We start from the raw sequence: 19,857 nt of genomic DNA, 5'->3' as shown, positions 1-19,857 counted from the left end.
CGAATCACCGGTCGCCGTCGACGGGTGATTCGTCGCCCGGGTCCATGGATTGCAGGCGCGCCGCCCCTCGACGAAAGCTCAGGGTTGCAGGACCGCGCGGCACCGCGGCGGTTCGCCCGGGTGCAGGCTCTTGCATACGAAACGATCGGCGCACGGGCAATCCTGACAGCAGGTGCTCCGGCTCTCCTCGGGGTCGCAGACGCCGTTGCCGCAGGTCGACGACGACGCGGGCAGGGTCACCGTCAACTCGGGGATCTTCTGCAGCCGCGAGCACTTGCCGTGGAGCAGCCGGGTCTTCGGCGGGCACGTGAGCGGCACGACCTCGGGCGGCGGCGCGACGGCGACGGGCTCGGCGGCCTCGGTCAGGGCGGCTTCCGCGGCGCCCGGGAGGTCGCCGGTGCGCTTGCGCAGCGGCCCGCAGTCCTCGAAGCTGTGATGGGCGGCGGTGCGCTCGATCGCCTCGCAGCGGCCGTTGCCGGGCCACTCCTGGCTGCACCACGCCCCCGGGCGCGTGTCGGTCAGCTCGGCGCGGAGCTGGTCGAGCAGCGGCTCCAGCGCCGCGAAGTCGGCCTCGCCGAGCTGCTCGAACTTGGCCCAGCGGACCCGGCGGTTGCAGTCGAGCACCAGCGTGACCGGCAGGTTGCCGCGGTAGAGGCCGCCGCTGTCGCCCTCGGCCAGCGTCGACGCGAGGGCGTCGCTCATCGTGCGATCGGCGAGGCGGATCGGCGCCGGCGGCATGATGCCCGCGTAATCATGATAGGACCGCAGCGGGTCGGTGTGGTCCTTGATCTGGATCGGCACGAAGCGGACATTGTCCCATTCGCGGTGGCGGGCGAACATCGCCTTGAACTCGGGCAGCTCGGCGAGGCACGGGTCGCACCAGGTCGCCCACAGGTTGACGACGTGGATCGTCCGCGGGGGCAGCACCTGCGCCGAGCCGAGGCGGAGCGTCTCGAGCGGGAGCTTGCCCGCCTCGCCCGGCGGCAGCGCCTCGAGGTTGAGGCGCATCGCCGGCGAGATGTCCATGCCGGAGGCGCCGAGGTAACCGGACTTCGCTGGATCCTGGCGCGGCGGCGGCGCCTGCACGACTTCAGGGGCCGGCGACCGGGCGGCGGGGGCGACGGGAGCGCAAGCGTTCTGCCGCTCGGCCAGGAGTCGCACGAATTGCTGGTGCTGGTCGGCCCGTCGGCCCATCAGCCACACGGTGATGATGAGACCCAGCCCCGTGAAGACGAGGTTGATCGCGCTCCATCCGAGGAACAACCGGGTGCGATCGGCGCTCACCGAACAGGCTCCTGCTCGCACGCGCCCTCGAGCCTGCGCACGAAGGTGTCGCGTTCGTGACGCCAGCGCATGCCCACGACCGCGGCGGCGAGGATGCTGGCCAGGGCGAGCAGGCAGGTGATCTGGGCCAGCAGCCGCGCGCTTCGTTCGGTCACGGGGCGGCCTCCGCGAGGTCGACGGAGATCGGCGGCTTGTACTCGTCGCCGAGGCAGGGGATCGGGATCACGAAGACCACGCGGTTGACGGCCGAGAACAGCGCCTGCCAGGCCGGCGTGGTGCGATCGTGGAGGTCGATCGCACCGTCGAGCGCGGCGCGCAGCTCGCGGGCGCTGGCCGGATCGGCGGTGACGAGCGGATCGACGGCCGGCGGCCGTCCGCTCGGATCGGTCAAGTAAGTCTGGCGGTAGCGGGCCGGCTCGATGGTCCGCGTGGTGGGCAGACCGAACGAACGGATCCGCACCCGCCGCCGGTCGCGCTCCGTCTCGGGGATGCCCTCGTAGAGCACGAGGTCGAGCAGGTTCTCGACGAACTTGATCCGCGCCAGCGCGAGCCAGTGGTTGGCCTCGACGTCGCCGTCGGGGCTGGCGCGACCGATGACGAAGATCTGCTTGGCCGCGCGCAGCGGGCCGGCGAATCGTCGCACCTGATCGCGGTAGTGCTCGAGGACCTCGGGCGGCGGCCAGTCCTTGCGCTTCACCTGCGGCTGGCCGCTCGGGAAGTGGACGGCGAAGCGGTCCGGGAAGGCCGACAGGAGCAGGTCGAACTTCTCGTCCTCGAGCGCGAGCTGCTCCCACTCTGCGGTCGTGCAGGCGCCGGCGGAGACGATGTCGTCGACCGAGGTCTTGCGGGTGGCACACTTGAACGCGAGCGCCTTGACGGCGTCCGCGAGGGCCTCGTTCTCCTCGCAGACGAGCGGCGTGCGGTCGACGCTGGCCGGCGAGACGCAGCGCAGGTGGTGACAGACGAGGCCGTCCGCGCACTCGCAGTCGCGGCAGCTGTCGCCCTCGCCGCACAGGGCCTCGGGCGGCACGGGGACGCAGGTGTTCAGGCGACAGTACTGTTTCGGAGGACAGGTGGCGGTCGCGGGGCGCGAGAGGTCGCAGGTCGGAGCGACGGCCCGGACCTGCGGCTGGGCCTGCTCGAGCGAGAGGTCGGTGTCGTAGGTGACGAGGTAGACGACCGAGGCGACCGCGACCGCCATGGCGACGGTCAGCACGAGCATCATGAGGGTCGCGGGGTCGCGGGGCGCGGACATGGTCGGACTACCTGGCTGGAGCGGGCGGAGCGGCCTGCAGCTCGATGTACATGCCGAGGTCGTCGAACGGGGTGTTGCCGAAGATCCAGTAGGGCGGACGATTCGGGTCGACCTCGCCATCGCGGGCGGCATGCACGGCGATCGCGGGGACCGCGAGCGCCAGCGCCTCGGCGTGCCGCTGGTGGGCGGTGATCGTCGCCAGCACCCCGCGATCGTCGTCGATGCAACGAAACAGCGGGTTGTCGCGATCGTCGGGGTCGATCTCCATCCCGAGGTCGACCGCACGGTTGCCGACGCGCTCGGCGGTGAACAGCGGCTGACCGGGCTGGCGATCGTCTTGCAGCGCGAACAGGCCGCCGATCAGGCGGAAGCCGGCGCCGGCCTGGAGCTTCTCCATGCACTCGGCCGCGCGCGCGGCCAGGCAGGCGTTGTCGTCGCGGGCGCGATCGTCGGAGCGGGCGAACCCGGCCGGGAACGCCGCGGGATCGCAGGCGTGGCGCGGCGCGTGGTAGATCCACAGCTGGACCGGCCTGGAAAATTCATTGTTGCGCAGGGCGCCCGCGAGCTGCTTGAACTTGCGCTTGCACGCGCTGCACGACATGTCGAGATAGGCCGCGAGGATCACCGGCGCGTCCGCGTCGCCGACCCGGATCGGCGCGGGCGGCGAGGGCTCGGCCTGCTCGGGGCACCCGTCGCGCACGGTCACGGTGTGGCGCATGCCGTGATACGCGAGCGATTGCAGGCCGGCGGCGATCGTCAGCAGCATGCCGAGGCGGAAGGCGGCGTCGATGAACGAGGCCCGGCGATGGCGGAGCGCGGCGCGCAGGCCGAACTGTTCGCGCGGGTCGGCCGCGCGTCGCACGATCGCGGCGGACACCAGGAGCAGCGCCGCGACGACGTAGAGCGACAGGCAATACGGGCAGGGCGATCGCAGGATCGCAAACGCATAGACGGCGTAGGCCAGGCTCACGAGCGCCACCGCGAGCGAGAGGACCCCGAGCAGCGCGGCCGCGCAGCCGGCGAGGAAGCCGCGACGGACGAGCTGGCCGATCGCCAGCACCGCGACCGCGAGGTACGCGGCGGAGCCCCAGGCGCTGATCGGCAGGCCGCCGACGATCGACCAGGACGCGCTCAGGGCGTCCTCACAGCGCATCACGCCGACCTGACAGCCGCCGTTCGGGCCGAGGCACGGGGTGTAGACCATGCGGAACTTCAGGGCGGTCAGGGAGGCGCCGAGCGAGGCCCCGCAGAGCCCGAGCAGGGCGCAGGCGATCGATGCGCGCCGGTACAGGCCGGCGGCCGCGAGCTTGCCGGAGCTCATGGTTTGCCCGCCTTTCCGGCGTCGAGCGGCACGGGCACGAAGTCGGCGCTCGATTGCGTCAGCGTGTACACGAAGGCGCCGCCGCGCGGGCTCTTGCCGAACGGGAACGACAGGGCCTTGCGGAAGCACGCGCGGAGGTCCCGGTCGGCCGAGTAGACGCGAACGTCGGGCGTGCCGTTGGGGGCGACGTCGACGCGGAACTTGACCTGCGGGGTGACGAGGCCGCCCGACATCATACAAGTGGTGCGCAGGTACTTGAGCTGCTGGGCGATCTCCGACCTCGCGGCGGTGTACGGGAAGCCGGGCTCCGGCCGCGGCTTCGCCGGCGCGGGCTGGGCTTCGGGCGAGGGCGACGAGGGAGCCGGGGCAGGCGGCGGCGAGGGCGTCGAGGGAGGCGGGGCGGGCTGCTTCGTCTCGGTGGGTCTCGCGGCGGGCGGCGCGGCCTGCTTCGCGTCGGTCGACTCCGCGGTGACGGGCGGCGCGGCCTGCTTCGCGGCGGTGGACTCGGGGGCGACGGGTGGCTCGGACGGCGGGGCCGGCTTCGGTTCGGACGGCTCCGCGGCGACGGGCGGCTCGAGCCCCGCGGGTGCACCTCGGGCCTCGGTGCCGGACGGGGATGTCTCGAGGGGCATGTTCTTCAAGACATCCACCGGCGGGGCCACGGCGTGCGACGAGGATGTCTCGGGGGGCATGTTCTTCGGTACATCCCCCATCGGCGCCGCGGCCGGGCCTTTGCGCGGCTGCTCCGGCCGCGGCGATTCGGCAGCGAGCGACGCGGGAGTGGGCCCTGTGACGGGAGCCTCGCGCGATATCGGCGAGGCTGTGTTTGGCGAGGCGTCGTCCGGAATCACGAGTCGCGTGGCGACCACGAAGAATCCGATTGTCGATAATAACGTGACGACGCGACTGGCGACCGCGCGCGGCGCGACGGTCTCGGCGGTGGAGCCCAGGCCCGCGCCGGCGATCGGCCGGGGATCGGAGGTCGGCACGCCCGCTCGAGGCAGTACCGCGGTCACGGGCGTATTGAACGCGGCGCCGGAGACCCCGCTGCGACGGATCCCCAGAGTCGCGCAGATCGCCTGCGCCAGCTCGTCCGTGCTCGCGTAGCGGTCGCCGGGGTTCGGCGCGAGGGTGCGGAGGATGAGCGCGTCGACGGCCGCCGGAATCGCCATATGCGGCGCGGCGCGGCTCGGCGGGACCCGCTCGCCGTGGACGTGCTTGCCCATCACCTCGAAGGCGCTGTCGCCACGAAACGGCGAGACCCCGGTCGATAGCTTATACAGGGTGGCGCCGAGCGCGTAGATATCGGTGCGGACCCCGGCCCTGGCGTCGCCGGTGACGAGCTCCGGCGCGAGATACTCGGGGGTGCCTATCACGGTGCCCTTCTGCGTCGGCCCGGTGGGGGCGTCCATGTCGCGGGCGATGCCGAAGTCGATAATCTTGATATGATCGGGGTTGTCGTCGACCGTGAGCCGGACGCAATTGCTCGGCTTGATGTCGCGGTGGATGATGCCCTGGCGGTGAGCGCTGCCGAGGCCGCTGCACAGCTGCAGGGCGATCGGGCCCAGGCGCGACCACGGCAGCGGGCCCTCGCGCCGCAGGAGCGCCTCGAGATCCTCGCCGCGGAGGTACTCCATCACGAGGTAGAGCTCGCCGCGCGGCAGGACCCCCACGTCGATCGCGTGCGCGACGTGACTGCTGCGGACCTCCATCATCGCGCGCGCCTCGTTGAAGCACCGCGTCTGCAGCTCGGCGCTGCTGGCAGGATGCGACTCGACGACCTTGATCGCCAGCGCAGCGCCGGTCCGCAGGTGTTTGCCGAGATACACCCGCCCCATGCCGCCGGCGCCGAGCTTCCGCTCGATGCGGTAGCGACCCTCGATCTCGCGACCGATGTACGGATCGGCCGGCGGCCGCGGCAGGCTCGGCGCGGTGGCGGCGTCCTCGTCGAGGACCGGCGGCGGGTGGGGCTCGGGGGAGGACATCATCCGGGGCCTCTCGAGGTCATTCCGTCGCCGCGGGTGCCCGCGGTTGCCGTGCTCGCCGTGGTGCCGCACGCGGTTGCGCCGGGGCTGTCGGTGCTGCAGCCGGGGAGCCGGGCGGCGAGCAGCGCGAGCCGAAGAAGCGCTGGAGTTTGAGTGGGCATGGACGAGGTTCGGGTCAGGGGGTGTTCTGGAAGCAGTAGAGGTGGAAGCTCGCAATACAACTGAAGGAGCCTTCGTCGTTCAGATCGGTCCAGTCTGCGTTCATCGCCGTGACGTCACCCAGGCGGCCCTCCGGGTCTTTGTTCGCAGTCATCCAGCCGTTGCAGTGCTCGTCCCCGGCCTTCGCGCCGCTCGAGCCCGTGTTCGACCAGACGAGTAACGGCTCCGCCGGTGCCGTTCCGGCCTCTGTAAGGTTGATTGGGGCTGCGAGGGCGCCATCGGTGAGATCGGTCCATCCCTTGGCGATGGGCGTGCCGTCGACCAGACGGTACCAGCCGGTGAAGCTGGTGCCGAAGCGCGTCGACGGGGAGCCAGTGTCGTCGCTCAGCCACGCGCGCCAGGCGGTGGCGGGGAGGTCCGGGTCGGCGATCATGCCGGCCGCGGCGCACTTCATGTCGGCGCCCGCGAGGCCGCCGAGGTTGCCGACGAAGCCCGACGACGTGACGAAGACGAGGCGGGGAAGGATGCACTCGTTGCTGCACCCGTCGTCGTCGACCGTGTTGCCGTCGTCGCACTCCTCGCCCGGCTGCACGGTGCCGTTCCCGCAGGTCGTGCAGTCGTTGCGGCACTCGTCGTCATTCTCGTCGTTGCCGTCGTCACACTTCTCACCGGCGGCGAGGTTGGGATGACCGTCCCCGCACTCGATGGCGGTGCAATCGGCGTCGCACGTCGGCGTGTCCGTCTGCGTGCCGCCCATGCCGTCGTCGCAGGTCTCGGGCGCGCTCGTGATGCCGTCCCCGCACGTGCAGTCGGCGCAGCTCGCGTCCTCGTTCGCCTCTTGACAGACTCCGTCTCCACAATGAGGCGCCTTGCCCATGCACGTCGTGTTGCACGTGACCTCGTCCGGGCTGTCGTCGTACGCGTCCGCGTTCTCGGCCCCGTCGTCGCAGGCCTCACTGGCGGCTGGGTTGAGCAGGCCGTCTCCACACTCGACCGGCGTGCAGTCGGCGTCGCACGCCAGCGTGTTGCCGCCCTCGTCGCACGTCTCCGTCGCCTGCATCGCCTTGTCCCCGCACCAGCCGGGATACAGGCCGCTGCATGCGGCGTTGCAGTGCTTCTCGCCCGTGTACGCGTCCGAGTTGCACACCCCGTCGCTGCACTCCTCGCCGTCGTCGCACGTCTCCCCGGGGTCCACGACCCCGTTGCCGCACTGGTCCGGGCCCGTCGTCGAGACGTCCGTGCTCGGGTCCGTCGTCGGGTCCGTCGCGCTGCAGGCACCGCCGCACGCGGAGACGCCGGGACTGTCGGTGCTGCAGCCGGGGGGCAGCCAGGCGGCGAGCAGCGCCAGCAGCGACGCGTGCTGGAGAAGGCGTGTGGGAGCTTGGGCGAGCATGGGCAGGACTTGAGTGTTAAGGGACGTCCTGGAAACAGTAGAGGTGGAAGCTGTTGCTGCAGTTGGTGGGATTTAGGTGCGTCCAGTCCGAGTTCGTCGCAGTGGTGGCACCCAGACGGCCCTTGACATCCTCGTTGAAAGACGAGGATGTCCACTTCTCGCAGTGCGAGCCGTCCACCGTCGCGCCGGTGGGAGCCGTGTTGGACCAGGCGTTGAGCGGGTCGGCCGGGGCTGTCACGTTTTCGGTGAGGTTGATGGCCGCGAGGAGGTTACTATCCGTAAGGTCGGACCATCCCTTGGCGATGGGCGTGCCGTCGACCAGACGGTACCAGCCGGTGAAGTTGGTGTCGAAGCGCGTCGACGGGGAGCCAGTGTCGTCGCTCAGCCACGCGCGCCAGGCGGTGGCGGGGAGGTCCGGGTTCGCGCTCATGCCGGCCGCGGCGCACTTCATGTCGGCGCCCGCGAGGCCGCCGAGGTTGCCGACGAAGCCCGACGACGTGACGAAGACGAGGCGGGGAAGGATGCACTCGTTGCTGCACCCGTCGTCGTCGACCGTGTTGCCGTCGTCGCACTCCTCGCCCGGCTGCACGGTGCCGTTCCCGCAGGTCGTGCAGTCGTTGCGGCACTCGTCGTCATTCTCGTCGTTGCCGTCGTCACACTTCTCACCGGCGGCGAGGTTGGGATGACCGTCCCCGCACTCGATGGCGGTGCAATCGGCGTCGCACGTCGGCGTGTCCGTCTGCGTGCCGCCCATGCCGTCGTCGCAGGTCTCGGGCGCGCTCGTGATGCCGTCCCCGCACGTGCAGTCGGCGCAGCTCGCGTCCTCGTTCGCCTCTTGACAGACTCCGTCTCCACAATGAGGCGCCTTGCCCATGCACGTCGTGTTGCACGTGACCTCGTCCGGGCTGTCGTCGTACGCGTCCGCGTTCTCGGCCCCGTCGTCGCAGGCCTCACTGGCGGCTGGGTTGAGCAGGCCGTCTCCACACTCGACCGGCGTGCAGTCGGCGTCGCACGCCAGCGTGTTGCCGCCCTCGTCGCACGTCTCCGTCGCCTGCATCGCCTTGTCCCCGCACCAGCCGGGATACAGGCCGCTGCATGCGGCGTTGCAGTGCTTCTCGCCCGTATACGCGTCCGAGTTGCACACCCCGTCGCTGCACTCCTCGCCGTCGTCGCACGTCTCCCCAGGGTCCACGACCCCGTTGCCGCACTGGCCCGGACCCGTCGTCGAGACGTCCGTGCTCGGGTCCGTCGTCGGGTCCGTCGCGCTGCACGCCGCGGTGCCACACGCCGAGGCGCCGGGGCTGTCGGTGCTGCAGCCGGGGAACCAGGCGGCGAGCAACGCGAGCCGAAGAAGCGCTGGAGTTTGAGTGGGCATGGAAAGAAAGAAATTTGAGGGTCAGGGTATGTTCTGAAAGCAGTAGAGGTGGAGTTGAACGCCGCAACTGAAGGGGTTGAGCACGGCGTCGTTCAGGTCGGTCCAATCGGTGTTCGTGGCCGCAGGGTCACCGAGGCGACCTTTTGGCACCAGGTCGGGTATGCTCCAGTTGCTGCAGTGCTCCATGCCCGCCTTCGTGCCGGCAGCAGTCGTGTTGGACCAGACGTTTTTGGGGGACCCGGGCGCCGCATTGTTCTCGGTGAGATTGATGGCCGCGAGGAGGTTACTATCCGTAAGGTCGGACCATCCCTTGGCGATGGGCGTGCCGTCGACCAGACGGTACCAGCCGGTGAAGTTGGTGTCGAAGCGCGTCGACGGCGAGCCGGTGTCGTCGCTCAGCCACGCGCGCCAGGCGGTGGCGGGGAGGTCCGGGTCGGCGATCATGCCGGCCGCGGCGCACTTCATGTCGGCGCCCGCGAGGCCGCCGAGGTTGCCGACGAAGCCCGACGACGTGACGAAGACGAGGCGGGGAAGGATGCACTCGTTGCTGCACCCGTCGTCGTCGACCGTGTTGCCGTCGTCGCACTCCTCGCCCGGCTGCACGGTGCCGTTCCCGCAGGTCGTGCAGTCGTTGCGGCACTCGTCGTCATTCTCGTCGTTGCCGTCGTCACACTTCTCACCGGCGGCGAGGTTGGGATGACCGTCCCCGCACTCGATGGCGGTGCAATCGGCGTCGCACGTCGGCGTGTCCGTCTGCGTGCCGCCCATGCCGTCGTCGCAGGTCTCGGGCGCGCTCGTGATGCCGTCCCCGCACGTGCAGTCGGCGCAGCTCGCGTCCTCGTTCGCCTCTTGACAGACTCCGTCTCCACAATGAGGCGCCTTGCCCGTGCAGGCGCTGTTGCACGTGACCTCGTCCGGGCTGTCGTCGTACGCGTCCGCGTTCTCGGCCCCGTCGTCGCAGGCCTCACTGGCGGCTGGGTTGAGCAGGCCGTCTCCACACTCGACCGGCGTGCAGTCGGCGTCGCACGCCAGCGTGTTGCCGCCCTCGTCGCACATCTCCGTCGCCTGCATCGCCTTGTCCCCGCACCAGCCGGGATACAGGCCGCTGCATGCGGCGTTGCAGTGCTTCTCGCCCGTGTACGCGTCCGAGTTGCACACCCCGTCGCTGCACTCCTCGCCGTCGTCGCACGTCTCCCCGGGGTCCACGACCCCGTTGCCGCACTGGTCCGGGCCCGTCGTCGAGACGTCCGTGCTCGGGTCCGTCGTCGGGTCCGTCGTCGTGCTGGTGGTCGAGTCGACGGCGGCCCAGCACGGGGCGGTAATGCATCGGCCCGGGATGTCGGCGCAACTCAGCGAGCCCGGGAGAACGGCAGAGAGAACCACGACCGGGAGCGCGGCACGTCGGGAGGCGAACACAGCGCCCGACCCTAGCTTGCGCGAGGCTGCGGTGCAAGGACTCGCTCGGCACGGAACATCGTTCCTTGGTGCCTCTCAGGCCCTCGGGTCTCGGACGGACCCGGTCGAGCGGTGTCCTGCGGCAGGTCGGCGCGTCGCCTACCTGGCGCGTTCGTTCCGCGCATGCCCGCGCTCCCGCTGGGTCCGAGACACGGGGCAAGCATGGTGGACACTGTGCCGAGGAAACCATACGCCGCTCTCGAAACTGCTGGTCACGTCGGCCGCCACGAGATGCACCGACGTGGCCGTCGCCGCCGAAATCCACGAGCCCGAGCTCGACCCAGAGGCTCAGGCCCACCTCATTAGCACGTCCCCGCGCGCGTACAACAGGCGATCGACGAATGGACCAACCTCGCGCAGGCGCAGCGCCAGGTCAACGAGGGGCTACAGCACCAGAAAGAAGCCAGGAGCGACCCTCCGTTGCTCCACCAACCCGGTGGCCTCGTGTTCGACAAGCTGCCCGCCAAGTTCAACAAGTTCACCGCGGCCGCAGCCTCCGCGACGTCCGGCACGCGGCCTGCCAGGTCGACGGCTACGGCGTCCCTTTGCGCCTTTACCAGCTTGCGGTGCTGGTTTTGCGGCGGCGCGACGAGGGGCTCCACCAGGGATATCGCGACGATCGAGAAGCGGCTGGTGAGCTCACCAGCCGCCTGCGACGTGCCCGACGGGGCCCGAGTGGCGCACACACTGCCCTCCCGGTGGCCGGGCGGCCGATGCCAGCCACCTCCGCCACAGCGAGCTTCACCCCGAGCGATCACGTCGATCGTCGCCGCGACGGCTCCAGCGCGATCCATGCGCTGGAGCCGTCGAGGAGAGGGACCTCCGAGCACGCGTGCGTGCTCGAAGTTCAGAACGATTCTCGGCTCACTGCTCGAAACAATACAGCCGCTGCATCGTCGAGCAATTCGACGCGAAGACCACCGACCGCGCGCTCCAGTTGAAGTCGATGGCGTTGTTGCGGCCTTCGTAGCCGATCACGCCGAAGCCGCCGCTGGCGGTCCAGCCGCTGCAGTCTTCGAGGAGCGAGGTGCCGTCTTCCGCGGTGCCGGTCCAGATGTCGGCCTGCGGGGACATGTCGCCGAACTCGTTGATGTTGATCGGCACGTCGAGGGTGCCGTCGACGAGGTCGGCCCAGGTCTGGGCGATTTCCTGGCCGTCGAGGCGGGCGTAGCGGGTGGTCGACTTGACGAAGCGGCTGGCCGGGTTGCTGGTGTTGTTGCTGATCCACGCGTCCCAGGTGCCGCCGAGGCCGGCCGCGTTGGCGCGGGCCTGGCACTTGGCCTTGGCGCCGCCGATGCCGCCGAGGTTGCCGTTCCAGCTGACGCTGGTGTTGAACACGCGCTTCGGCTTGGTGCAGTTGGCGTTGCAGAGGTCGCCGTTCTGGGTGTTGCCGTCGTCGCACTGCTCGGCCGGGGCGGAGGTCTTGAGGAAGCCGTCGCCGCAGGCCGCGGTCTTGCAGGTGTTGAGGCAGGCGTCGGCGTTGGAGCCGTTGCCGTCGTCGCACTGCTCGGTGCCCTGCTTGAAGCCGTCGCCGCACTTCGGCAGGAGGCAGGCCAGGGTGCAGGCGCCGGTGTTGCTGTTGTTCGCGCCGAGATCGCACTGCTCGGTGCCCTGCTTGATGCCGTCGCCGCAGGTCGCCAGCTTGCAGGCGTTGGTGCAGGTGTCGTTGTTGATCGCGTTGCCGTCGTCGCAGGCCTCGCCGGGGCCGACGAAGCCGTCGCCGCACACCTGCTTGGTGCAGTTGGCCTTGCACGCCTTGGTGTTGCCGTTGTTGACGCCGTCGTCGCACTGCTCGACGCCGGTGCGGATGAAGCCGTCGCCGCACACCGCGTTCTTGCAGACGAGGGTGCAGGCGCCGGTGTTGCTGTTGTTGTTCCCGAGGTCGCACTGCTCGCCCTTGCTGACCTGGGTGAAGCCGTCGCCGCAGACCGGCAGCAGGCACTGGTCGGTGCAGCCGTCGTCCTGGTTGCCGTTCTTGCCGTCGTCGCACTGCTCGGCGCCGTCCTCGATGCTGTTGCCGCAGATCTCCAGGACGCAGGTGGCGCTGCAGCCGTCGTCGTCGACGTTGTTGCCGTCGTCGCACTGCTCGCCCGGGCCGGGGTCGCCGTCGCCGCACACGTTGGTCTCGCAATTGGCGTTGCACGCCTTGCCGGGGCCGTTGCCCTCGCCGAGGTCGCACTGCTCGGGGGTCATGCCGAGGGTATTGACGAGGCCGTCGCCGCACACGTTCTCCTTGCACGACGAGGTGCAGTCGCTCTGGTCGGAGTTCTGGTCGCCGTCGTCGCAGGCCTCGTTGTTGACCATCTGCGTGAAGCCGTCGCCGCAGGCGGCCGCGGTGCACGAGGCGGTGCAGGCGTCGGTGTCGACCATGTTGCCGTCGTCGCACTGCTCGGTGGCGGCGACGATGCTGTCGCCGCAGGTGGCGAGGGCGCAGGCGTTGGTACACTCATCCATGTCGTCGTCGTTGCCGTCGTCGCAGGCCTCGCCGGGGCCGACCTTGCCGTCGCCGCAGACGTTCGGCTCGCAGTCGCTGGTGCACGGCTTGTCGTCGCCGTTGTTGGCGCCGTCGTCGCAGGTCTCGCCGGGGCCGAGGATGCCGTCGCCGCAGACGTTGGCCTTGCACTCGGCGGTGCAGGTGCTGTCCGGGCTGCCGTTGTCCGCGCCTTCGTCGCACGCCTCGGTCGGGCCCTTGTCGCCGTCGCCGCACACGTTCGGGGTGCAGTCGGCCTTGCACGCCTTGCCCGGGCCGTTGTCCGCGCCGTCGTCGCAGCCCTCGCCGCCCTCGACGACGCCGTCGCCGCAGACCGCGTTGATGCCGGTGGTGTTGGTGTCGGTCTCGGTCTCGGTGCCGCCGTCGGTCTCGGTGCCGGTGTTCGTGTCGGTGCCGGTGTTCGTGTCGGTGCCGGTGTTCGTCGTCGAGTCGGTGCTCGTGTTCGTCGTCGAGTCGGTGCCGGGGTTCGTGGTGCTCGTATTGGTGTCCGTCCCCGGGCCCGCCGTCGTGTCGGTGTCGGTGCCGGGACCGATGCTGGTCGTCGGCACGTTGGTGGTGGTGCCGGTGCCCGACTCGGTGACCGACGGCGAGGTCGTGGTCGGCGAGGTCTCGGTCGACGGCGTCCCGGTCGACCCCAGAGTCCCGCTGCTCTCGGAGTCGCTGTCAGAATCGGTCGACGCGGTGGCCGAGTCGTCGTTGTTGCACGCGAACGTGAACAGATTCACGCACAACAGGGCCGTGGAGGTGGACAGACTATGTTTTTTGAGCCGCATGCGGCGATGGTTACGCGGGGGCCCCCCAACCATCAACCGCAAAGCTGATTCATGCATCAGTTCGATTGTGCGCATGTGCCTGCTGCGCGGCCGATCGACGCGCTCGTACGCGCTGCGACGCGTTCATCACGCGACCACGCGGTCCGCTTGCGGAGACCCTCGCCGCAATTCTCCTGCGATCGAAGCGTGAATCGCAGCTGTCCGCAGAGACAGGTTGTCGCCTGGATGCCACGTTGACAGCGGAGGCGCTCCGTGGTGCCGTGACGCGCAGTTCCAGGAGTCCCCCGATGCGTCGCCTTCTCGCGCTGACCCTCTTCATGGCCGCCTGCAACGGCTCCGGCGGCGCCACCACCGGGACCGAGGCGAGCACCACCACCACCGGCGAGACCGCCGCCACCGCGGACACCGCCGCGACGGCGTCGACCGGCGCGCCCACCACCACGGCGCCGACGACCACCGCACCCGACACGTCGACCGGCGACGACACGACCGGGACCGGCGCGGAGGTGCCCGGGTGCGCCGGCGGCTCGTTCCTACCTGTCCCGAAAGACACATCACTGCCGGGCCCGTGGCCGGTCGGCGCGCGCACGGTGGCGATCGCCGACTTGACGGTCGAGGTGTGGTATCCGGCCGAGCCCGGGAGCGAGGCGGGGCAAGAGAAGATCCGCTACGACATCCGCACCGGCCTGCCGGACGCCGAGCAGGGCAAGGTGTCCGACGCCGACAACCCGTGGCAGGACTGCGAATGCTGGCAGGGCCTCCCGCTCGACGCCGACCACGGGCCCTACCCGGCGGTGATCTTCATCCACGGCACCGCGGGGTTCCGCTCGCAGTCGCTCGAGCACATGGTCCACTGGGCCAGCCGCGGCTTCATTGTCCTCGCCGCCGACCACCCGGGCCTGTGGCTCAAGGACCTGCTCGGGTCGCTGTGCGGGGTGCCGATGGTGCCGCAGAACCTTGCCGACGACATCGGCCAGATGGTCGCGGCGCTCGCCGCTCCGGCCGGCGACCTGGCGTTCATCGCCGGCCACGTCGACGCCGCGCGGATCGCCATGTCCGGCCACAGCGCCGGCGGCGGGGCGATCGCCGGCGCCGGCGACTCGGCGCGCGTGCTGATCCCGATGGCCGCGGGCGGGGTCGAGGCCGGGGCGGCGCTCGAGTCGACGCTGATCCTCGGCGCGCTGTCCGACCAGGTGGTCGAGTACTCGGGCCAGCAGTCGGGCTTCGCCAGCTCACCCGCGCCCAAGCGGCTGGTCGGCATCGACGGCGCCGGCCACCTCGCCTTCTCGAGCCTGTGCTCGCTGAAGAACACGCAGGGCCAGGACTTTTTACAGATCGCCCAGGCCAACGACGTCTGCGGGGCGCAGTTCGCCAGCTTCCTGTTCGACTGCAGCCCCGACTACACGCCCGACGCGACGAGCTGGGAGATCACGCAATACGCGTCGTCGGCGGTGCTCGAGTCGGTGCTCCGCTGCACCGACGCGGCCGACAATTTCGCCGAGTTGCAGGCGAAGTTCCCCGAGGTCGCGGAATTTCAGGAAGCGCTGTGAGGCGAGCGGCAAAGGGTGTTGCTGCAGCTCGTCGGACTTCGCCGAGCCTCCGAGGCCGAGTTCCCCGCCGGTGCCGACCGGCAGCTTTGCAGGCGGTGCAGTCCGCGGGACAGGCGACGAGCACGCTCAGCTTCGCCCGGACCCGACGCACGACGAGCGAGGTGACCGACCCCTGCCCATCAGGGGGAGCTCCGCGGCGAGAGATGCTCGCGGCTCGTCGGCGCGACGGGCGGTCGCGTAAGCGACCAGCACGAAGTGACATGCCTCTTCGGACATATCATCAGTGCTCGCCGCGGGGCGGTCGCGGCTCGTTGCGCAGGCGGTCGCGGATCGCCCTGAGCTCGGCGGCCACGAGCAGGTCCTTGGGGCGACCGACCGACTCCTTGATCGTGATCAGAGGATCGAGCGAGATGACCTTGCAGGTCGCGCCGAGGAACTCGGCGGAGGTGGCTTCGGCTGCGACCTCGGGGTAGCCGCTGAGCGGCGGGATCTCCCCGAGCACGTCGAGCCGGCCGATGTCTGTCCCGAGGTACAGGTTGCGGTAGCGCGCCAGCTCCTCGGGGGGGCTGCGGAGCTCGCCCAGGTCGGGGCGCGCCGAGTCGTACGGATGGAGGTCGCGCAGCGCGGCGAGCAGGCGGGCCATGTTCTCGGGGGTCAACACGGCGAGGATGTCGAGGTCCCGCGTCAGTTGGTCGGAGCCGTGCATCGCCGCTGCGACGCCTCCCACCAGCACGAACTCGACCTCGGCGGCGATCAGGCGCTTCAGCAGTTCGATGATGTCATCGGTCACGCTTCATCCCCGCGCGCAACTGCTGGAGCGCCTGGCGAGCGCTCTGGTGATTGAGCAGCCGCTGCTCGGGCGTCAGCGCCAGGTTGCGCTCGAGCTGGGCCACGTCGATCCCCAGCTCGATCGCGCGGTCCCAGTCCGGCCCGTAGCTGGGCCAGTGCGCGCGGAAGACCGGACGGAGGTCGATCGGGGCGTCCACGGCGCCAGCGTAGCACGGCGCTCAGGGCGCCAGCAGGGTGAAGCTCCAGCCCGCCTCGGTGCGGCGGTAGACGAAGCGCTCGTGCAGGCGGCCGTCGTGACCGATCCAGAACTCCCACGCGTCGGGCTCGACGGCGTAGCCGCCCCAGTGGGCGGGGCGCGGCACGGGGGCGTCGCCGAGCTCGTGGGCCAGGTGCGACACCCCGTCGAGCACCGACTGGAAGTCTTCGATCGGCCGGCTCTGCGGCGAGATGATCGCGCCGAGCTGGCTGAGGCGCGGGCGCGTGGCGAAGTAGGCGTCGGACTCCGCGGCGGACAGGCGGGACACCGCGCCCTCGACCCGGACCTGCACGTAGAGCGTCGGCCACCAGAACAGCAGCGCCGCCCGCGGGTTGCGGTCGAGCTCGCCGGCCTTGCGGCTGTCGTAGTTGGTGAAGAAGCGCAGGCGCCCGGCCGGGTCGAAGCCCTTGAGCAGGACCATGCGGGCCGAGGGCCGGCCGGCTTCGTCGGCGGTCGCCAGCGTCATCGCCTCCGGCATCGTCATGCTCTTGGCCGCCGCGGCGAACCACTCCTGGAACAGGTCGAGGGGCTGGAGCTGGGGCTCGGGCTTGCGCACGGACATCGCGCGAGGTGTAGCGCGAAACGCCGGGCCCGGCGCCCGCCCCGGCGGTGAGTCAGCGCTCGTTCAGCCGCGTGTTCGTCTTGCTCTTCGGACATGGCTCATCCACCATGTCCAGAGGACCAGCCACCAGGGCCCGCCGCCGCCGCCGCCGCTGCGACAGCCGCAGCCCTCGCCGCCGCCCTCGCCCTCGCCCTCGACCTCGAGCACCACCGGCTCGGAGCGGGTGACGTGCCCGGCCGCGTCCTCGGCGATCGCCACCAGCGTGTGGCTGCCCGCCGGGAACTCGGCGGCGCCGAAGCGCCACGGCGGCTCGTCGTCGCGGGCCTGGACCTCGCCGTCGATCTCGAGCGCGACCTCGGCGACGCCCCAGCCGACGTCCTCGGCCTCGGCCACCACCTCGACGACCGCCTGCGGGCCCGGCTGCGGGCCGGCGGCGGGGCTCGTGATCGCCACCGTCGGCGGGGTGTCGTCGGGGCTGGCGTCGAAGGCGGGGCCGCAGCTGGTGCCGGCGGGCCCGGCCGGGGCGGCGGCGCAGAAGTCGGTCCAGGCGCCGGCGCCGGCGCTGCTCGCCGGCGCGAAATCGCTGCAGCGGAAGTCGGGCCGCCAGGCGCCGTCGCTCGCGTGACACGGGGTGAGGTCGAGCTCCGCCTGTTCTTCGAGCCACCCGATCGCCCGCTCGGCGTAGGCGTAGTGGCCGATCCCGCCGCAGCCGGCCGCGTGCACCGAGGCGACGCCGAACACCCGCCAGGTGTCGTCGGCGGCCCGGAGCAGCGCCGGACCGCCGGAGTCGCCGGCGCACACGCCCGCCTCGCCGAGGCCGCCGACCTCGAAGTAATCGGCGAGCACGAGCCGCACCGGCGCGGGGGCCCAGCGCTTGGGGCCGTCGCCGCTGCCCGAGTCGGACTCGCCGTAGCCGACGATCGTCGCCTCGGCCTGGGGCTCCAGCAGCGCGAGCTCGCAGCCGGACGCGATCGGCAGCACCGGCACCGGCGCGGGCTCGGCGAGGCGACAGAAGGCGAAGTCGACGGCCTCGCTGCCGAGCCCGCCGTAGTCGGGGTGGACGCGGCAGAGTTCGGGCTCGACGACCTGCGCCGGGGCCAGGGCCGACTCGCCGAAGCCGACCTTCATGCCGGTCGCGCCGCAGTGCGCGGCGTACAGCACGAGGCGCGGATGCACGAGCGCGCCGGTGCAGCGGGTGCTGCCGTCGCTCAGCGAGACCACCCCGGGGAAGGCGCAGATCTCGGCCTCCGCGCCGCCGAAGATCGGTGTCGGGGGCGTCGGTGCGGCCGTCCGCGCGCCCCCCGCTCGCGCCTCGCCGGCGAGCACCACGGCCACGCTCACCGCCCCCGAGCACACAAGGCCCCGCCACCGTCGCTGCATCGCGCGCGAGGATGACACATGAGCTTACCAGGGGGCAGCGGCGGCGCGACAATTGCTGCCGCTGCGCGACGAGCGAGCGTATCATCGCGCGGCCGGCCGCGGCCGGACGACCCCCGCCGCTCGGAGATGTCGATGCCCGTCAGCCTCTCGTGGCTCCTCCTGACCCTCGCGACCGCCGCGGCCGCCGAGCCCGCGGCCACGCCCCCGACCTCCGAACCCGCGCCCGGGACCCCCTCGGCGCCCGCGTCCACCTCGGCGCCCGCGTCCACGCCCGAGCCCGCGCCCGCACCCGTGAGCGACGCCGACGCGCGCGCCGAGCAGGCCGCCGCGCTGTACGGGCAGAAGAAGTACCTCGAAGCCGCGCAGATCCTCGAGGACCTGTGGGCGACCGTGCACGAGCCGCGCGACCTGTTCAACGCCGGCCTGGCCCGCCTCGCCCTGGGTCACCGCGCGCACGCGATCCGCTACTGGGAGCTCTACCTCCAGCAGCAAGGGATCCCCGAGGACGGCCGCGAGCAGGCCCAAAGCCGCAGCAAGAAGGCCCAGGCGGCGGCGACCGGCGTGATCGTCCGCGTCGCCCCGTCGTCGGTGGCCGAGCTCGGCGCCACGCTGACGCTGACCCGCGTCGACGAGGACAAGGACAAGCGCCCGCCGCTGGTCTTCGAGCTGCCGCCGCGCGCCCCCGAGTTCACCTCCGGCGGCAAGACGATTTACGTCGACCCCGGCAAGTGGCAGCTCAAGATCGGCGCGCCGACCTACGCCGCTTCGACCCGCGACCTGACCATCAAGCCAGGTGCGCCGGGCTTCGTGCTCGACGTGGCGCTGGCCAGCGATCCGGCGTTCCGCTCGGCGACGTTCCAGATCGGGCCGGGCGAGGCGGTGGCGGCCGGGGCGACGGTGACGCTGCAGAAGATGCAGCTGAACGCCGAGCCGGTGCCCTGCCCGCTCGACGGCCACGGCAAGTGTGCGGTCCGCATCGAGCCCGGCGACTGGGAGGTCACGGTGCAGGCGCCGGGCTATCAGCGCCACGTCGAGAAGGTCACCCTCGGCGCCCAGCCGACGGCGACCTTCGCGGTCGCGCTGGCGCCCTCGCTGACGCCCGCGCCGACGCCCCCGCCCGCCGACGCCGCGACGCCGACGTCCCCGCCCGCCGACGCCACGCCTGCGCCGCCGCCGGTGCCCGAGCGCGTGCCGAAGAAGACGCGCATGCGCCTGTCGACCGGCCTCATCGTCTCGGGCGTGCCGGTGTTCATCACCGGCCTCGCGCTCGCGGTCCACGGCAGCAACGTCTACGACGAGAAGAAGCTGACGAAGGTCGCCAACGGCGAGCTGCTGCCGGCGATCCGCCTGCGCTCGGCGGGCTCGGGGCTCATGGGTGTGGCCGTGGGCCTGTGGGCCACCGGCCTGACCGCCGAGTACGACGTGAAGCCGTGGGTGTGGTGGACCGAGCTGGGGGTCGGCGCGGCCGCGCTGCTCACCGGCGGCGTGTGGGGCGGCGTCACGACCAGCCGCTGGAACAACAACAGCACCGCCTCGCTGGTCTGCACCAACAACGAGGGCGTCGACTGCTTCACCGCCCATCGCCTCGCCAGCGGCTTCTTCCTCGGCCTCGGCGCCGGCACGATCGTCGGCGCGACCACGGGTCTGCTCGTGCAGCGATTCCACCTGAAGAAGCGCCGCGTCAGCTTCGCGCCGACGTTCGGCGCCGGGCAGACCGGCTTCCTCGTCCAGGGGCGGTTTTGAGCGCTCGCGGCGTGTGAGTCTAGGCCGGCGCGAGCAGGCGATGGTGAGGGCCCGCCGCTGCGTCGCGCTCGGTTAGCATGGCAACG

The 19,857-nt window shown here is 71.2% G+C and carries 15 protein-coding genes; 2 read left to right on the top strand and 13 right to left on the bottom strand.

Translation table 11 applies throughout. The annotated features are described in order from the left end of the window. Positions 1 to 78: 78 nt before the first annotated feature. From NAEX_RS24765 to NAEX_RS24730, 9 genes are all read right to left on the bottom strand, one after another. The gene (locus NAEX_RS24765) at positions 79 to 1,284 is read right to left on the bottom strand and encodes a TlpA family protein disulfide reductase (RefSeq protein WP_096329954.1); all 1,206 of its coding nucleotides are present in this window, start codon (positions 1,282 to 1,284) and stop codon (positions 79 to 81) included. Further along, positions 1,281 to 1,439, bottom strand: a complete 159-nt coding sequence (locus NAEX_RS50645) for a hypothetical protein (protein ID WP_170135985.1) — start codon at positions 1,437 to 1,439, stop codon at positions 1,281 to 1,283. The genes NAEX_RS24765 and NAEX_RS50645 overlap by 4 nt, the downstream gene beginning before the upstream one ends. Continuing rightward, positions 1,436 to 2,539 (bottom strand): hypothetical protein, encoded by a 1,104-nt coding sequence (locus tag NAEX_RS24760; protein WP_100793478.1) that lies wholly within the window; start codon positions 2,537 to 2,539, stop codon positions 1,436 to 1,438. Before NAEX_RS24760 ends, NAEX_RS50645 begins: the two co-directional genes overlap by 4 nt. 7 nt (positions 2,540 to 2,546) lie before the next feature. Continuing rightward, a complete protein-coding gene (locus NAEX_RS24755) occupies positions 2,547 to 3,860 on the bottom strand; it encodes a vitamin K epoxide reductase family protein (protein WP_096329952.1) in 1,314 nt (437 codons plus the stop codon). Further along, entirely contained in the window at positions 3,857 to 5,848 is a 1,992-nt protein-coding gene (locus NAEX_RS24750) for a serine/threonine-protein kinase (protein ID WP_096329951.1), read from the bottom strand. The genes NAEX_RS24755 and NAEX_RS24750 overlap by 4 nt, the downstream gene beginning before the upstream one ends. A gap of 172 nt (positions 5,849 to 6,020) precedes the next feature. Continuing rightward, positions 6,021 to 7,397, bottom strand: a complete 1,377-nt coding sequence (locus tag NAEX_RS24745) for a DUF4215 domain-containing protein (RefSeq protein WP_096329950.1) — start codon at positions 7,395 to 7,397, stop codon at positions 6,021 to 6,023. A 16-nt stretch (positions 7,398 to 7,413) separates the two neighbouring features. Continuing rightward, positions 7,414 to 8,772, bottom strand: a complete 1,359-nt coding sequence (locus NAEX_RS24740; protein ID WP_096329949.1) for a DUF4215 domain-containing protein — start codon at positions 8,770 to 8,772, stop codon at positions 7,414 to 7,416. A 21-nt stretch (positions 8,773 to 8,793) separates the two neighbouring features. Beyond that, complete coding sequence (locus NAEX_RS24735) at positions 8,794 to 10,155, bottom strand: DUF4215 domain-containing protein (RefSeq protein ID WP_143825616.1); 1,362 nt, start codon at positions 10,153 to 10,155, stop codon at positions 8,794 to 8,796. A 936-nt stretch (positions 10,156 to 11,091) separates the two neighbouring features. Then, entirely contained in the window at positions 11,092 to 13,443 is a 2,352-nt protein-coding gene (locus NAEX_RS24730; protein ID WP_170135984.1) for a DUF4215 domain-containing protein, read from the bottom strand. 335 nt (positions 13,444 to 13,778) lie between these two features. Between NAEX_RS24730 and NAEX_RS24725 the strand changes: the two genes are divergently transcribed. Beyond that, positions 13,779 to 15,041, top strand: a complete 1,263-nt coding sequence (locus NAEX_RS24725; protein ID WP_096329946.1) for an alpha/beta hydrolase — start codon at positions 13,779 to 13,781, stop codon at positions 15,039 to 15,041. A gap of 280 nt (positions 15,042 to 15,321) precedes the next feature. Here NAEX_RS24725 and NAEX_RS24720 read toward each other — a convergent pair whose 3' ends face one another. The 4 genes from NAEX_RS24720 to NAEX_RS24705 form a co-directional block, all read right to left on the bottom strand. After that, positions 15,322 to 15,831 (bottom strand): nucleotidyltransferase, encoded by a 510-nt coding sequence (locus tag NAEX_RS24720; RefSeq protein ID WP_096329945.1) that lies wholly within the window; start codon positions 15,829 to 15,831, stop codon positions 15,322 to 15,324. Then, entirely contained in the window at positions 15,821 to 16,027 is a 207-nt protein-coding gene (locus NAEX_RS24715; RefSeq protein ID WP_096329944.1) for a hypothetical protein, read from the bottom strand. The genes NAEX_RS24720 and NAEX_RS24715 overlap by 11 nt, the downstream gene beginning before the upstream one ends. A 21-nt stretch (positions 16,028 to 16,048) precedes the next feature. Next, complete coding sequence (pdxH, locus tag NAEX_RS24710; RefSeq protein ID WP_096329943.1) at positions 16,049 to 16,648, bottom strand: pyridoxamine 5'-phosphate oxidase; 600 nt, start codon at positions 16,646 to 16,648, stop codon at positions 16,049 to 16,051. Between the two features lie 63 nt (positions 16,649 to 16,711). After that, the gene (locus tag NAEX_RS24705; protein ID WP_170135983.1) at positions 16,712 to 17,989 is read right to left on the bottom strand and encodes a trypsin-like serine protease; all 1,278 of its coding nucleotides are present in this window, start codon (positions 17,987 to 17,989) and stop codon (positions 16,712 to 16,714) included. Positions 17,990 to 18,160: 171 nt separating this feature from the next. On the opposite strand from NAEX_RS24705, the gene NAEX_RS24695 reads away from it, so the two are divergent. Next, positions 18,161 to 19,771, top strand: a complete 1,611-nt coding sequence (locus tag NAEX_RS24695) for a peptidase associated/transthyretin-like domain-containing protein (protein WP_170135982.1) — start codon at positions 18,161 to 18,163, stop codon at positions 19,769 to 19,771. The last annotated feature ends 86 nt before the right edge of the window (positions 19,772 to 19,857 follow it).

Source organism: Nannocystis exedens, assembly GCF_002343915.1.
GTDB classification, from domain to species: domain Bacteria; phylum Myxococcota_A; class Polyangia; order Nannocystales; family Nannocystaceae; genus Nannocystis; species Nannocystis exedens.
This window is presented reverse-complemented; position numbering and strand designations above follow the sequence as displayed.